A 14,981-nucleotide genomic window follows, 5' to 3' on the forward strand; every position below is an offset into this window, starting at 1 on the left:
CATCGGCAGTTACCGGCTGCCGCCCCTGTCCCTCCAGGCTTGCAGCACGGCAGCGGAGCCATCCGAAAGCAACCGCGAAAGCGTATCGACAAGCCGGCCCCGGAAGGGAGCGTCGGCGCGAAGATCCTCGCCGAACACCTCCGCAAACCCCAGAAAGGCCGCAACGATCTTTTCCGGATCGTTCAGCTGTTGCGTCGCAACCGCGATGCGCGCCGCCAGCGGATCGCGGACATCGATCGGCTTTCCAGCCTCGTCGATGCCGCGCGCGTACCGCATCCAGGCGGCAACGCCGAGCACCAGACGGTCATGCGACGCCCCTGCCGCGATGCGGTCGCGGATGGTTCCGAGCAGCCGCTGCGGCAGTTTCTGCGATCCGTCCATGGCGATCTGCCACGTGCGATGCCGCAGCGCCGGGTTCCTGAAACGATCGATCAGCGCCTGGCGATAGGCAGGCAGATCGAAGCCGGCAAGCGAAGGCAGCGTCGGGGAAACCTCCTCGCGCATCAGCCCCTCGATCAACTCTTCCATGCCGGGCAAGGCCATCGCCTCCGCCACCGTCTCGGCGCCAGCAAGGAAACCGAGATAAGCGAGCGTCGAATGGCTGCCGTTCAGCAGCCGCAGCTTCATCGTCTCGAAGGCGGAAACGTCCGCGACGAACACGACACCCGCCGCTTCCCACGCGGGACGGCCGAGTGGAAAATCGTCCTCCACCACCCATTGTCGGAACGGTTCGGTCACCACCGGCCAGGCATCTTCCACGCCGAGAGCAGCAGCAATCGCCGTGCGGTCGGCATCGGTCGTCGCCGGAACGATGCGGTCGATCATGGTCGACGGCGAAGCAACATCCGCAACGAAGGCGGCAAGGCCCGGATCGCGCATTTCGGCAAAACGGGTGACGACGCGCTTCAGCACATGGCCGTTCGATGGGAGATTGTCGCAGGACAGAAGCGTGAATGCGGGCACGCCTGCCGCCCTCCTGCGGGCCAGCGCCTCGACAAGGAAGCCGACGGCCGATTTCGGCGCCGCCGGGTTTTCCAGATCGTGCAGAACATCCGGATGGTTTTCATCCAGCGCGCCGGTCGCCGGATTATGGCAATAGCCTTTCTCCGTCACCGTCAGAGAGACGATGCGCGTCGCCGGGTCAGACATCCGCGCCAGCACGGCTTGCGGATTTTCCGGCGCAACGAGGGTTTCCACAACGCTGCCGATGACGCGCAGATGCGCGCCCTGCCCGTCCTGAACCTTCAGCGTGTAAAGCCCATCCTGCGGCGCCAGCGCATCGCGGGTCTCGGCGCTGCGCAGCGACACGCCGCAGATGCCCCAGGAGAGGTCCCGCGCCAGAACGTCGTCGGTAAACACGGCCTGATGCGCCCGGTGGAAGGCCCCGATGCCGAGATGGACGATGCCAATGGTCACCTTCGTCCGGTCGTAACCGGGCTTTTCGATCGTTTCCGGCAGTTGCGGCAATGTCTGGCTGGACAGTCTCATCATTGGGCTCATCATGTGGCGGGTTGCTGTTTGGCGCGGGCAACGATCTGCGAGGGGTTGACGAACTGCAGGGCGAGGATCAGCCAGAACAGTGTCGTTACCATATAGATCACCGCCATGGCATCGATCGATTGGCCGGCGCGAACGCCGGAGGCAAAGACGGCGTAGTACAGCGATACCACCAGCGTCTGGCTGGTCGGCCCGGCGATCAGGAAGGTCAGTTCGAACATGGCGATGGTGCGCACCAGCACCAGCAGCAGCGCCGCCAGCATGCCCGGCAGCAGCAGCGGCAGGAGAATGCGCAGGAACAGGCTGCCCGTCCCGGCGCCGAAGACACGCGCCGCCGCCTCGATGCGCGGATCGATCTGCTCGATGAACGGGATCATCACCAGAACCACGAAGGGCAGCGACGGCACGAGATTGATCAGCACCACGCCCCAGAAGGAGCCGCCAAGGCCAAGCTGATACAGCACTGTTGCCAAGGGAATGCCGTAGGTCAGCGGCGGAATGAGCAGCGGCAAGAGGAAGAGCAGCACGACGATACGCTTGCCCGGAAAATCCCGCCGCGCCAGCGCATAGGCCGTTGTGACGCCCAGAAGGCCGGAAATGATCACCACGGTGAACACCACCTGGAAGGTGACGAGCACGACGCTCGACAGCTGGAATTCCTTCCAGGCGCTGAAATACCATTTCGTCGTCAGCCCGACCGGCAGCCAGGTGCCGAGCCAGCGGGTGGCAAAGGAATTGACCACCACGGCGGCGATGACGCCGATAAGATTGAGGACGAACAGCCCGGCAACCGCCCAGACGGCGAAACGCCAGATCTTCGAGACAAGGCCCTGATCGCGGATCATCGCTCAATCTCCCTGTATAGCTTGATAGCGAGGATGGGATCTCTCATCGTCATCACCCCTTCGTTCCGCCGGTCGGACCGCGATAGAACAGCGAGCGGCCGCCGAGCACGATCAGCACGACGATGAGTTCCACCGCCCCCATGATCATGGCGATCGCCGAGCCCAGCGAATGGTCATACTGCTCGAAGGCCGCCTGATAGGCCGCGATCGAAATCACCCGCGTCGGCCCCGCCGGCGCACCGAGCAGGACGGCGGAGGGAAAGACCGCGAACGCCTGCACGAAGGCGAGGCAGAAGGTCACGGCAAGCCCCGGCACCAGCAGCGGCAGGAACACCCTGAGAAACCGCTGGCGCGGACTGGCGCCGAGAGTGGCCGCCGCCTGCTCGATCGCCGGATCAATGCCGGTCACGTAGGACAGCGTCAAAAGGAAAGCGAAGGGAAAACCGGTGATCACCAGCGAGGCAAACACGCCCCAGTAATTGTTGGTAAGCTTCACCGGTCCATCCAGCAGACCGACGAGGATCAGCACCCGGTTGAACCAGCCCTGCGGCCCGAGGAAGGTGAGAAGCCCGTCGGCCACGAAGACGGTACCGAGCGTGATCGGCAGGACGAGGATCGTCGTCAGCAACCGCTGCCGCGTCATCAGCCGGACGCGAAAGGCAATCGGCACGGCGAAGGCCAGATTGACGATCGTCACGGGCAGCGCCAGCCAGAGGGTGGCGGCGATGGTGCGGTACTGGAACGGATCGCTGAAGAAAGTCGCGTAGTTCGCATACCACGCCCCTTCCTTCGGCATCAGCGAATCGGCGAGCCCGTAGAAAAAGGGATAGATGAACAGCCCGAGCATGACGGCAAGCCCCGGCAGGACCAGCAGCGTCGTTCCATCGAACCCGCGAGCCGCAAGCCGGGCGCGAAGCGACGGCGTGCTCATGCGCCTGCCCCCTTGAACACCAATGCCCGGCCGGCTGCCGGTTGCAACAGGGCGGACGCGCCACGCGGCAGGGCCTGTTCGGCGCGGAAATAAAGATCGGAACCATCGGCGGACCTTGCCATGCCGAAAAACGCGCGGCCGCGATATTCCATGCTGACCACGGTGGCAGGAATGCCATTGCCGTCATCGACCGCGACGAGGTCTTCGGGCCGCACCGACAGAACTGCAGCATCGCCCACCTGAAGCGGCTCGCGCATCGTGCCGGTCAGCCGGGCGCCGGCCACCTCGATCTGAGCCTCATCCCCGGAAACACCGGTCACCCGGCCGGCAATACGGGTGCGAAAGCCCATGAAATCGGCGACCTCGATATGGACCGGGCGCTGATAGAGATCCTGCGGTGAGCCGATCTGCATGATCCGCCCCTGACTCATGACGACGATCCGGTCGGCCAGCGACAGCGCTTCGTCCTGGTCGTGCGTGACGTAAATGGTCGTCGAGCCGATCTGGTCGTGAATGCCGCGGATTTCGGCGCGCATCTCAAGACGCAGCTTGGCATCGAGATTGGACAGCGGCTCATCCATCAGCACGACCGGCGGACGGATGACGATGGCGCGCGCAATCGCCACGCGCTGCTGCTGGCCGCCGGAGAGTTGCCCCGGCAGCTTGTCGATCTGGCTTTCCAGCCTGACCAGCGCCAAGGCCTGCTCGATACGCCGGTCCGCCTCGCTGCCGCGAATGCCCTGCATGGTCAGTCCGAAACCGACATTGCGGCGCACGCTCATATGCGGAAACAGCGCGTAGCTCTGGAACACCATGCCGAAGCCGCGCTTTTCCGGCTCCAGCTGGTCGATCCGATTGCCGCCCAGCCGGATTTCGCCACCTGAAAGGGCCAGAAGCCCCGCCACGCAATTCAGCGCCGTCGACTTGCCGCAACCCGAAGGTCCGAGAAGCGCGATGAATTCGCCCGGCTCGATGGAGAGATCGATGCCGTCGAGCGCGGTGTAAGCACCGAACGAGCGGCGCAGACCATCCAGTTCAAGACGGGTGGTCTGTTTCGGCGAAAGCGCTGTCGCTCCGTTCTGAACCGGCAAATTCAAGGGTGTCTCCTTCAAGTCTCGTGCATTCGGCAATTAGCGGGCTCGGATGGTTCAGAGGTTGGGAGGTTCCCCCCTCTGTCACTGCGTGACATCTCCCCCACAAGGGGGGAGATCATTCTTTCGCTTATGCGCTCGAAGGCTTGCGGCTGATCTCCCCCCTTGTGGGGGAGATGTCGGCGCCGCCGACAGAGGGGGTAATCCACCTCGATCGCCCAATCGTCCGAGTTCGTATCGAAGGAGCCGAGACTCAGCCCTTCGACGCGCCGATCTGTTCGTCCCAGATCCGGAACGCATCGACGATGCGGGCTGGATCGAGCGGCACTTCCAGCGGATTGTTGGCAATCCAGTCCGCATATTCCGGACGGCCGAATTCCTTGATGGCGTCCTGGCTTTCCTGCGGCGCCATCTCGAGCGTCACGTCCTTCACCGCCGGACCCGGATAGAAATAGCCCTGGTCATAGGCAATTGCCTGCTGCTGCGGCTGCAGGATGAAGTTGATGATATCGAGCAAGACGGCGATCTTTTCGTCGGACACGCCCTTCGGAATGACCGCGTAATGCGCATCGGTCACCCAATGGAACCCGTCGAGCTTGCCGACTTTTGCCTCGGCCGGAACGATGCCGAGCGCCCGCGGGTTGATGTCCCAGCCGGTGGTCGAGACAACGATGTCGCGGGTGCCCTCGCCCAGTTCCTTCATCACCTGCGTCGTGCCGGTGCCGTAATATTCGATGTTCTCGCCCAGCGCCTTCAGGTATTCCCAGGTCTTGGCCCAGCCGTTGACCGGATCGTGCGGATCGCTGTCGCCGAGAATATAGGGAAGCCCCATCAGGAAGGTGCGGCCCGGACCGGAATTGGCCGGACGCGCATACATGAACTTCTTCGGATTGGCCTTGGTCCATTCGAGCAGTTCGGCAGCCGTCGTCGGTGGTGTCGGAACGCGGTCGGGAATATATTCGATCAGCGGACCGGACGGATAATAGGTGACGACGACGCCCTGATCCTTGGCCAGCGCCTGCATCTTGAAGGCCTGCGGCAGCAGGATGCTTTCGAGATTGGGCAGCTCGGCCTTGTGCTGGGCAAGATCCACCCACAGGCCCTGATCGAGCCCGGCAGCCAGAGCGTCCGTGCCGGTCAGCACGAGATCGATGTCGACCTTGCCGGCCGCCTGCTGCGCCTTGAGCTTCGACGGCAATTCCGGTGCCGGTGCCTTGGTGAAGGCAAAGCTCGAGACCCATTCCGGCTTTGCCGCCGCATAGTTCTCGAACATGCCCTGGGTCAGGGCCAGATTGCCGGCCACATCGACCACGGTGATGGTCACCGGGCTTGCCGGCGCCTTCAGCTGTGCGAAAAGACGGCCAGGCATCATTCCCAGCCCCGTCATGCCGGCAACCCCGCCGACGAATGTCCTGCGTGTGATGTTCATATCGTTCTCCTCCCTTGTTGTGCGGCGGGCACCTCCTGCGCCACCCGGCCGCCGTATTGCCTCACAATCGATAGGCCCTCTTCGCAAGCCCGTAGGCGAGTTCGCCCGCCAGACCGAACGCCTCTTCCTCATCAAGGCGGTGATCGGCCACGAGCCGGGCCAGATAGGCGCAGTCCACCCGCCGCGCCATGTCATGGCGAGCCGGGATCGACAGATAGGCGCGGGTATCGTCGTTGAAGCCCACGGTATTGTAGAAACCGGCGGTCTCGGTGGTCGTCTCGCGGAACCGCCGCATGCCCTCGGGACTGTCGAAGAACCACCAGGCCGGCCCAAGCTTCAGCGCCGGATAGTGCCCCGCAAGCGGTGCGAGTTCGCGCGAATAGGCGGTTTCGTCGAGCGTGAAGAGAATGACCGTCAGCTTCGGATCGTTGCCAACGGCATCGAGCAACGGCTTCAGCGCCAGCACGTAGTCGGTCACCTTCGGGATATCGGCACCCTTGTCAGGCCCGAAATCCGCAAACAGCGACGGGTTGTGATTGCGATAGGAGCCCGGATGAATCTGCATCACCAGCCCGTCGTCCTGGCTCATACGCGCCATCTCCGTCAGCATCTGGCCACGGAAGGCATCCGCCTCCGCTGCATCGGCGCGGCCCGCCAGCACCTTGGCAAACAGCGCCGCCGCATCGGCTTGCGACAGGTTTTCCGTCCGCGCCGTGGCGTGGCCATGATCCGTCGCCGTCGCGCCGCGCTGCTGGAAGAAAGCCCGCCGCGCCCGGTGCGCATTGAGATAGCCGGCCCAGGTCGCCGCCTCGCCGGTCATGGCAAGCAGGCGCTCAAGATTCCCCGCAAAACCGGAGACTTGCGGATCGACCACGGCATCCGGCCGATAGGTCGGCACCACCCGGCCATGCCATCCGGACGCGCGAACGGCATCATGATGGGCCAGATCGTCCAGCGCGCTATCGGTGGTGGCAATGACTTCGATGCCGAAACGGTCGAACAGCGCACGCGGCCGCATCTCCGGCGTGGCGATGGCAGCCTCGATCCGATCGAACAGTACATCCGCCGTCTCCGGCGACAGCCTCTGCGTAATGCCGAACACCGTTTCCAGCGAATGCTCGAACCAGAGCCGCGTCGGCGTGCCGGCAAACAGATGAAAATGCTTGGCGAACAGCCGCCATATCGTGCGCGGGTTCGTCTCGACAGCCTCGCCGCTGCGCCGGGCCACACCCAGATCCTGCAGCTTCACGCCCTGCGAATAGAGCATGCGCGTGGCATAGTGATCCGGGGTGATGAACAATGCCGCCGGATCCGGAAACGGCTTGTCCTGTGCATACCAGGATGGATCCGTATGGCCATGCGGCGATACGATCGGCAATCCGGCAACGGCTTCATAAAGGCGCCGTGCGATCGCCCTTGTACCGGGCTCGGCCGGAAATAGCCTGTCGGGGTGCAATGCCATTCCGTTTCGCTCCTCCTGCGTCATGTCTTGGCAACGTGGCGCAACTGATATACTAATATTCACAACAGTGTCAACGCTTCGAGAATATCCATGCCCCCATCCCCCCGCAGCACCGTCGCCGTTCCCTTCCTGGCGGAACCGGCCGGCACGAGACTTCGCCGCGTGACGGCCGGGTCTGCAATCTATGAACGGCTGCATTCGGCCATCGTCTCGCTGCAGATGCCGCCCGGCATGCCGCTGCAGGAAAAGCGGATCGCGGAAGAGTTCGGCGTCAGCCGCACGCCGGTACGCGAAGCCCTGCTGCGGCTGGCGGAGGCGGGCCTTGTCGATATCTTCCCCCAGTCGGGTACCTTCGTGTCGCCGGTTCCTGTCGCCGCCATCCCCGAGGCCGTGGTCATCCGCAAAGCGCTAGAGGGCACGACGGTGGAGACGGCGACCGTGAACGCCACAGCAGCCGATATTGCCCGGCTCGACGCCATCATCGCCCGCCAGCGCGTCCACGCCGCCCATAACGAGACCTCGCTGTTCCACGAGCAGGACGAGGCCTTTCACGAGGCGATCGCCGGCATTGCCGGCTACCCCGGCATCTGGACCATCCTGAAGACCGTCAAGGTGCAGATCGACCGGGCCCGGCGGCTGACCCTGCCGGGGCTCGGCCGCATGGATACGGTGATCGAGGAACATGTGACGATCCGCGATGCCATCGCCGCCCACGACATCGAAAGCGCCCGCGCCGCGATGATGCGCCATCTGAGTGCCGTCATCCCCGACGTCGCCGAATTGCGTCTCATGCATCCGGACTATTTCTGCTGAACGGCAAGAAGAACGAAAACAACGGGAGGACGAGACAGGCATGCGTCAGGGATGGAGATGGTTCGGGCCGGATGCGCCGGTAACGCTGGATGACGTGCGCCAGACCGGAGCGACCAATATCGTTTCGGCGCTGCATCACGTGCCGATCGGCCGCGCCTGGACGGAAAGTGAGGTCCGGGAGCGACAGGCCCTGATCGAAACCACCCCGCCGGGCCGCTCGAAGCTTACATGGTCCGTTATCGAAAGCATTCCCATCCCCGATGCCGTCAAGCGCACCGGCGGCAAGGCCAAGGCGGAGATCGAAGCCTGGATCGCCAGCCTTGAGGCCGTCGCCGCCTGCGGCATCAACATCATCTGCTACAATTTCATGCCGGTGGTCGACTGGACCCGCACGGAGCTGGACTTCGTCACGCCGACGGGTGCGACCGCCATGCGTTTCGATCACGAACGCTTCGCCGCCTTCGATCTTTTCGTACTGAGGCGGCCGGGGGCGGAAAACGGCTATTCGGATGAAGACCGGGCTCGGGCAAAGACCGTTTTCGAGGCGATGCCCGAAGCCGAAATGGCGGAAATCACCCGCATCATCACCTCCGCCCTGCCCGGCTCGACCACCGAGCCGATGACCGTTCCCGGCTTTCGCGAAAAGCTCGCCGCCTATGACGGCATCGATGCCAAGCGTCTTCGCCGGCACCTGATCGAATTTCTCGAAGCCGTCACTCCGGCCGCGCAAGCCCGCGGCGTCAAGCTGACCCTCCACCCCGACGACCCGCCGCGCCCGCTGTTCGGCCTGCCGCGCATCGCATCAACGGCCGACGACTACGCCGCCCTGTTTGACGCCGTACCGTCAGAAGCGAACGGCATGTGCTTTTGCACCGGCAGCCTCGGTGTCCGCGCCGACAATGACCTGCCTGCCATCGCCCGCCGCTTTGCAGCGCGCATCCATTTCGCCCATCTGCGCGCCACCCGCCGCGAAGGCGACGGCCGCAGCTTCCACGAAAGCGCCCATCTCGACGGCGACGTGGACATGGTGGCGGTGCTCAAGGAACTCGTCACCGAGGATCGCCGCCGCTCGCCTGAAAACACCATCGTCTTCCGCTCCGACCACGGCCACCGCATGCTCGACGATCTGGCAAAGACAGTCACCCCCGGCTACCCCGCTATCGGCCGCCTGCGCGGCCTCGCAGAATTGCGCGGCATCCTGCATGCGCTGGACGCGCGGCCCGACTGAGCAAGACATGGACGTCCGACAGCACGGTCGTCCGCCGTCCTTTCCGCGATCACGGCGCCGATACGGCGAAATCGGCGCTGTTCAGGGCAAAATTGAAAGCCGCCACAACAACGCGTATTTTCAACATGATTGTGCCGCACACGGATATCGCATAAAGACGCCGAAACGTAAGCATTGTCGGAAACCGGTTTTGTACAATATCACTCAACATGTCCGTGTGGTGGCTGCTCTCGTCATTCGCGAAATGCAGGCCCGATTCGGCAGCAAACCCGGCGGCTATATCTGGGCGATCGTCGATCCCTTGGCGCATGTCACCATCATGACGACGATTTTCTCAGCCCTTGCCCGCGTACCGGCGATCGGAAGCGATTTCGCCCTGTTTTTCGCGTCCGGCTACCTGCCATTTATCTTCTATCAAGGCATGTCCACCTTCGTTGCCGGCGCTGTTCGCTCCAACAAGAACCTGTTTTCCTATCCGATCGTGTCGCCCTTCGATGCGGCCGTCGCCCGCTATATCCTACAGCTCATCACGTCGGTCCTGGTTACGATCGTCGTCATGCTTCTGTCCACCAGCGAGAGCACACATCTCAATCAGCTGAATCTGGGACTTGCCGTCGAGGCCGTGACGGTCGCGTCGCTGATGGGATTTGGCATGGGCATGGCCAACATTTCCCTGTTTGCCGACTACCCGTTGTATGAAAAAGTGTTCTCGCTGATCAATCGGCCACTATATCTGCTGTCGGGCGTCCTACTCGTCCCGGAGAGCATGCCGGGCCCGATATACGACATGCTGATGTGGAACCCGCTCGTTCACATCGTCATGTGGTTCCGTGAAGCGATCTATCCGGAATACACTCCGACAGGACTTGATAAACTCTATGCTATCGAGTGCACGTCCGTGCTCCTGATGATCGGTCTCTGCCTTTTCACCGCCTCCAAGACGCTCCGCGAGGATCGCATCTAACGGCGCCAGAATGGTGACGTTGGCGAGTGGAGTGCCGCGCCGTTAATCCGGCGCATCCTCCTGGCTTTCGTCGTCGCCCTCATCACCAGCATCGATGTCATCCATCTGCTCCAGAGCCGCGATGCAGATCGCGATCGCAGGGTTGGCAGCCGTTACGTAGCGCCCAGCATCAATGCGCGCCGCACCGCCCACCTCATCCCAACTGGCTCCACCGATGCTATCGGGGAAAAGTGCCTGCGCCAGCAGATGCGCGTCATGGATCAGTTTTGTAAACTGCGGCATCCTGGCTTCGCCACCATTCGGGGCATCCCAGACGGGCGTGTGACGCTGCTCCCCGGTCGCGGGATCGATATCGACCTTGAAGCGGCGGGTGTAGCCGATCAGTTTGCCGAGTTCACCGTCGAGAGTACGATCGGGCTTCGACAAGGTCCCCAGCCGATGGATCAATTCCCGTGGCGTCATTTGCCTGTTTTCGCTCATCGATCCTCGCTGGATCCATCTGCCGTTCACGTGTCGCCAGTCAAATTATTTGGTGGGCCCGGAGGGACTCGAACCCCCAACCAAGCGGTTATGAGCCGCCGGCTCTAACCATTGAGCTACAGGCCCTGCCCCGGAGCGGTCCGGATCCCGCGGACCAATGGCAGACCGCGGGTGGGACTGGCTCTAGCGGAAAACTGGTTTTCCCACAAGACGTTGCCGCAATCCCTACACAATCAATGATCAAAAAGGGTATAGGGACGAAACACAACCGGAGAGAACCATCCATGACATCGATCACCCTTCCCCGCCGTCTGAAAACCGTGCTTCTGGCGGCCGCTTTTGCGGGCGTTGCCGGCGCCTCGGCTTTTGCGCAGGATAACACGCCGCGCGAGGCCGTGATCACCGTATCGGGCGAAGGCCGCTCGAGCGTGGCGCCCGACATGGCGATCCTGTCGTTCAGCGTCGTCACCGATGCCAAGACCGCCAGGGAAGCGCTCGACGCCAACAACAAGACGATGGCCGATGTCCTCAACGCCCTGAAGACCGGCGGCATCGCCGAACGCGACCTGCAGACCTCGGGCTTCGCCGTCAACCCGCAGTACCAGTATCCTGACAACAGCGACGGCGGCAACCGCCAGCCGGTTCTGACCGGCTACCAGGTCGCCAATTCGCTGACCATCAAGGTGCGCGACCTGGCCAAGCTCGGCGCGATCATCGACCAGTCGGTGACGCTCGGCGTCAACCAGGGCGGCTCGATCCAGTTCTCCAACGACAAGCCGGAAGCTGTTATCACCGAGGCCCGCAAGGCGGCCGTGGCCGATGCCGTTGCCAAGGCCAAGGTGCTTTCCGAGGCCGCCGGCGTTTCGCTCGGCCGTATCGTCGAAATCGCCGAAAACGCCTCGCGCCCCGAACCGATGCCGATGATGCGCAGCATGGCAAAGGAATATGCCGCCGATGCCGTACCGATCGCCACGGGAGAGAACAGCTACAACGTCACCGTCAACGTCACCTTCGCAATCAAGCAATAATAGCAGACCGCCATCCCCCGGGGATGATCCGGCCTGTCAAAAATATGAACCCCGCTTCGGCGGGGTTTTTGTTTGGGCTGTGGAAAGGCAAGCCTCTCCGTCAGAGGCCCGAACAAAAACACCCCCCGCGGCAAGCCGCGAGGGGCGAAACTTTCCGCCGGCCGGGGGAGACAAGGCGGAAAGAATGGGGGCTATCCGCCGGACCGGCCGGCGGTCGGTCCGCGACTGGCCGGTTATTTAACGGCCGATAATCGGGCAACCGCGGACATTGGCGAACACGATGCTGCGGTAATCGCCGTGGCGGCGGCCTTCGACGACGACGCGGCGCGGCGAAACATCGACGACACGGGCGCGGCGCAGGCCGAAATCGCGGGCCTTTTCGGTGGCAAGCCAGGGATCGCAGCGGCCGCGGCGCTCATGGCCCCAGCCCGGACGGTGACGGCGGTCGCCGCCCCAGTCGCGCTCGTCGCCATAGCCGCCACGATCGCGGTACTGCACATCGACGATCCCGCCGGAATGAAGGCCGAAGGCCAGCGTATCGGCAGCGGCCGGTGCGACCGTTGCGCCAAGGCCGGTCAGGCCGATAAAGCCGGCCAGCGCCAGTTTTGCAAAAATCCGTTTCATGACTGTGTCTCCTTGGTGGGTCCGGAACTTCGAAACTCGGCCCGTCTCTTTTCTTGCCGGGCGTTGAGATCAAACTATGGCGGCGTGGCTGAACGAAATCAGAATCCACCGTTCATCCGCCGTTCAGGCGGCCGGCACGGGAACGAATCGCAGCGAGGGATGGCCTATAAGATCAGCGGGCCAGCGCCTCTTCGAAGACGCGGATATTGCGGTAGTGGCTGAGCCGGGTGACCGCGCCGTTTTCGAATTCGAAGACGAAGACGCTGGGGATCGAATAGGACTGGCCGCTGGCCGCCGCAAAGCCCGGCATGGTTTCGCGGTAAATGCCGCGCGCGGTGACATCGACGGCGACGCGCTGGCCGAAGGCATCGTGCATCAGCACCATGTCGCTGAAGGTCTCGTCGAAGTGGCGGAAATAGTTCATCACCCCCATGCGCAGGGGATCGGCGCCGATCGTGCGCAGGCCGGTGAGCGAATCAAGCGCCACGTCCTCATCGAGAAAGGTGCCGATCGTCTCGAAATCCCGCTCGTTCAGGGCCTGCATGAAGCGGCTGGCAATGGTCTGCGCGTCGGTCACTGATCTTCCCCCCTGCCTGTCGAACCGGACACCTTCGGGCACACCGGCGGGACATAACGCCAAAGCCCTGATTTTGTTCCGGGAATGGAAATGGATGAACGGGTGTATGATCCATGGTGCACCCGGCGGTATCGGCTTGTCCAGAACAAACGCATCCGGCCGTCCGTCTCAGCCTCCCAGATGCAGCACGATCTCGCGGCGGTGCGGGCGGTCGCGATGTTCGAACAGGTAGAGGCCCTGCCAGGTGCCGAGCATCGGGCGGCCGTCTGCGACCGGAATGCCGATCGAGACCTGCGTCAGCGCCGCCTTGATATGGGCAGGCATGTCGTCCGGGCCTTCCGCCGTGTGGACGATCCAGCCCATCGATGGATCGTCGGAGCGCGGCACCAGCCGCTTGAAGAACCGGTCGAGATCGCGCTTGACGTCGGGATCGGCATTTTCCTGGATCAGCAGCGAGCAGGATGTGTGGCGCACGAAGACGGTGAGCAGCCCCTCCTCCACGCCTGTTCGCCGCACGAAGGCCGCAGCCTCGCCGGTGAATTCGTAGAGGCCGGAGCCGCGCGTGGACAGGCTGATGATCGTCTGGGGCATGGCATCCTTTCAGTCCAGGCGGGCAGTCCATAGGCCATCCATCGGGCTAGGCTGGCGACGATGTCATAGCTCCAGAAAGCTCTGGAAACCACCATAGATCATCCGCTTGCCGTCGAACGGCATGGTCCAGTTGTCCATGCTCAGCCGCGGATCGGCCATGACCTTCTTGTTGATTGCATCGCGCTCCTCGCGCGAGGGATAGGTGATCCAGGAAAACACCACCACCTCGTCGTCCGTCGCCTGCACGGCGCGGGGAAAGGAGGTGAGCTCGCCATAGGGCACGTCGTCGCCGATACACTCCACATAGGAGAGCGCGCCATATTCCTTCCAGACGCTGCCCGCAATGCGGGCAAGGTCCTTGTAGGCGTCGAGATTGCCCTTGGGCACCGCGACGATAAATCCATCGACATAGGGCATGTCAGCCTCCCTTCGCAGATGCGTTTCCGTCATCGCTGCGCACAGGCCTCTCTTCCAGGGATGCCCGCGGCGCATCGATCAAATTCCAGCCCTCGTTGAAGCGGCGGCCGGTCGCCGGTGCTTCCTCTTCCTCCTCCACATAGATGGAAACCGGCCACTGCTCGTCAAGGGCAAGCAGGCTGCGAACCGTTTCCGGCGGCCGGACGCGATCGAAATAATCTTCCCGGCACAGGATCCACTGAAGGACGAATTCCCGGAACCAGGTGTCGTCGGCCTGGGCGATGCACATCGGCAGCATCGCATCGACATCCTGGAGACCGCGAAAGCAGGGTGGGATTTCGCGCGGCTTGAGCTTGCCGACGCATTCCTCTTCCCGGCCGCAGCGGCGGTGCCGGCAGAAGGACGGAATGCCCATCCTGCCCACGGCAGCGCGGCACAGGATCTCGAACAGAGCGGGATCGAGTGGCAGTTTTTCAGGTCCGCAGATCGATGGCATGGTTTTCTCCTTTTCAAAAACAGGGATAAAGATCAGGGGGTACAATCAGGGGATCAGGACGAACGGCACGGGTTCCCGTTCACGCGGCGGCTTTTCCGCCCGTGGCTTGAACTGGTCTCAGTGCGCCGGCTTTCAAAAAGCGCGGCAAGTGGCCGGGGCACAACGTATGCCTCAGAGTAAAGTAGTAGGTGACACACGCTGTGCCCCGTTTCGGTGTCTTTTGCCGCGCTTCTCAGGTTCTTCTACGCTTTTGCCTCCTGTGAAGGAAAAAGCCTCCAATGCCCCAGCCCGGCCGCTTATCCGCCAGGCCTTTCAATGCGGCGGGGTTTAGCCCTGGACCCATGGACGGCAAAGCCGTCCGGCGGGGTGAACCGCCCGTGGTGTGGCTACCCGGCACGCCCGGCCCGCTTTCACGAACCGGAGGAGAACCGCCTTTCACGCAGCCCCGGGGATCTGACGCGCGTTTCGCCAAATCGTCCGGGCACCGGCCCCGCCTCGCCGGCAACGC

Annotated in this window: 16 protein-coding genes and 1 tRNA gene; 4 read left to right on the forward strand and 13 right to left on the reverse strand. The window is 63.2% G+C overall.

Annotated elements, in window-relative coordinates; genetic code table 11:
• Window positions 1-9 precede the first annotated feature (9 nt).
• From ADU59_RS23895 to uxaC, 6 genes are all read right to left on the reverse strand, one after another.
• A complete protein-coding gene (locus ADU59_RS23895) occupies window positions 10-1,500 on the reverse strand; it encodes a mannitol dehydrogenase family protein (protein WP_068957337.1) in 1,491 nt (496 codons plus the stop codon).
• The gene (locus ADU59_RS23900; RefSeq protein WP_068957282.1) at window positions 1,500-2,342 is read right to left on the reverse strand and encodes an ABC transporter permease; all 843 of its coding nucleotides are present in this window, start codon (window positions 2,340-2,342) and stop codon (window positions 1,500-1,502) included. The genes ADU59_RS23895 and ADU59_RS23900 overlap by 1 nt, the downstream gene beginning before the upstream one ends.
• A gap of 52 nt (window positions 2,343-2,394) precedes the next feature.
• Window positions 2,395-3,273, reverse strand: coding sequence for an ABC transporter permease (locus tag ADU59_RS23905; protein WP_068957284.1), 879 nt, complete (start codon window positions 3,271-3,273; stop codon window positions 2,395-2,397).
• Window positions 3,270-4,370, reverse strand: coding sequence for an ABC transporter ATP-binding protein (locus ADU59_RS23910; protein ID WP_068957286.1), 1,101 nt, complete (start codon window positions 4,368-4,370; stop codon window positions 3,270-3,272). Before ADU59_RS23910 ends, ADU59_RS23905 begins: the two co-directional genes overlap by 4 nt.
• Before the next feature lie 247 nt (window positions 4,371-4,617).
• The gene (locus ADU59_RS23915) at window positions 4,618-5,793 is read right to left on the reverse strand and encodes an ABC transporter substrate-binding protein (RefSeq protein WP_068957288.1); all 1,176 of its coding nucleotides are present in this window, start codon (window positions 5,791-5,793) and stop codon (window positions 4,618-4,620) included.
• 61 nt (window positions 5,794-5,854) lie between these two features.
• Window positions 5,855-7,255, reverse strand: coding sequence for a glucuronate isomerase (gene uxaC / locus ADU59_RS23920; protein ID WP_068957290.1), 1,401 nt, complete (start codon window positions 7,253-7,255; stop codon window positions 5,855-5,857).
• 90 nt (window positions 7,256-7,345) lie between these two features.
• On the opposite strand from uxaC, the gene ADU59_RS23925 reads away from it, so the two are divergent.
• The 3 genes from ADU59_RS23925 to ADU59_RS23935 all read left to right on the forward strand — a co-directional run bounded on the left by ADU59_RS23925 (window position 7,346) and on the right by ADU59_RS23935 (window position 10,260).
• Window positions 7,346-8,068 carry a GntR family transcriptional regulator gene (locus tag ADU59_RS23925; protein ID WP_068957292.1) on the forward strand — a complete coding sequence of 241 codons (723 nt, stop codon included), beginning with the start codon at window positions 7,346-7,348 and terminating at the stop codon, window positions 8,066-8,068.
• Window positions 8,069-8,108: 40 nt separating this feature from the next.
• Window positions 8,109-9,296, forward strand: a complete 1,188-nt coding sequence (gene uxuA, locus ADU59_RS23930) for a mannonate dehydratase (RefSeq protein ID WP_068957294.1) — start codon at window positions 8,109-8,111, stop codon at window positions 9,294-9,296.
• Window positions 9,297-9,486: 190 nt separating this feature from the next.
• Window positions 9,487-10,260 carry an ABC transporter permease gene (locus ADU59_RS23935; protein WP_099050917.1) on the forward strand — a complete coding sequence of 258 codons (774 nt, stop codon included), beginning with the start codon at window positions 9,487-9,489 and terminating at the stop codon, window positions 10,258-10,260.
• 42 nt (window positions 10,261-10,302) lie between these two features.
• Here ADU59_RS23935 and ADU59_RS23940 read toward each other — a convergent pair whose 3' ends face one another.
• Together ADU59_RS23940 and ADU59_RS23945 are read right to left on the reverse strand one after the other, a co-directional pair.
• Window positions 10,303-10,740, reverse strand: coding sequence for a hypothetical protein (locus ADU59_RS23940; RefSeq protein ID WP_139093214.1), 438 nt, complete (start codon window positions 10,738-10,740; stop codon window positions 10,303-10,305).
• A 50-nt stretch (window positions 10,741-10,790) separates the two neighbouring features.
• Window positions 10,791-10,866, reverse strand: a tRNA-Ile gene (locus tag ADU59_RS23945).
• Window positions 10,867-11,024: 158 nt separating this feature from the next.
• Between ADU59_RS23945 and ADU59_RS23950 the strand changes: the two genes are divergently transcribed.
• Entirely contained in the window at window positions 11,025-11,768 is a 744-nt protein-coding gene (locus ADU59_RS23950; protein ID WP_068957298.1) for an SIMPL domain-containing protein, read from the forward strand.
• Window positions 11,769-12,005: 237 nt separating this feature from the next.
• On the opposite strand, the gene ADU59_RS23955 is transcribed toward ADU59_RS23950, so the two are convergent.
• From ADU59_RS23955 to ADU59_RS23975, 5 genes are all read right to left on the reverse strand, one after another.
• Window positions 12,006-12,392 (reverse strand): hypothetical protein, encoded by a 387-nt coding sequence (locus tag ADU59_RS23955; protein ID WP_068957300.1) that lies wholly within the window; start codon window positions 12,390-12,392, stop codon window positions 12,006-12,008.
• Between the two features lie 172 nt (window positions 12,393-12,564).
• Complete coding sequence (locus ADU59_RS23960) at window positions 12,565-12,969, reverse strand: nuclear transport factor 2 family protein (protein ID WP_068957302.1); 405 nt, start codon at window positions 12,967-12,969, stop codon at window positions 12,565-12,567.
• 168 nt (window positions 12,970-13,137) lie between these two features.
• Window positions 13,138-13,560, reverse strand: a complete 423-nt coding sequence (locus ADU59_RS23965; RefSeq protein WP_068957304.1) for a secondary thiamine-phosphate synthase enzyme YjbQ — start codon at window positions 13,558-13,560, stop codon at window positions 13,138-13,140.
• A 63-nt stretch (window positions 13,561-13,623) separates the two neighbouring features.
• On the reverse strand, window positions 13,624-13,977 hold the full coding sequence (locus ADU59_RS23970; RefSeq protein ID WP_068957306.1) for a DUF1428 domain-containing protein: 354 nt from the start codon (window positions 13,975-13,977) through the stop codon (window positions 13,624-13,626).
• A 1-nt stretch (window position 13,978) separates the two neighbouring features.
• Complete coding sequence (locus tag ADU59_RS23975) at window positions 13,979-14,473, reverse strand: hypothetical protein (protein ID WP_068957308.1); 495 nt, start codon at window positions 14,471-14,473, stop codon at window positions 13,979-13,981.
• Window positions 14,474-14,981: the final 508 nt, after the last annotated feature.

The sequence above is a fragment of the Pararhizobium polonicum genome, assembly GCF_001687365.1.
GTDB lineage: Bacteria > Pseudomonadota > Alphaproteobacteria > Rhizobiales > Rhizobiaceae > Pararhizobium > Pararhizobium polonicum.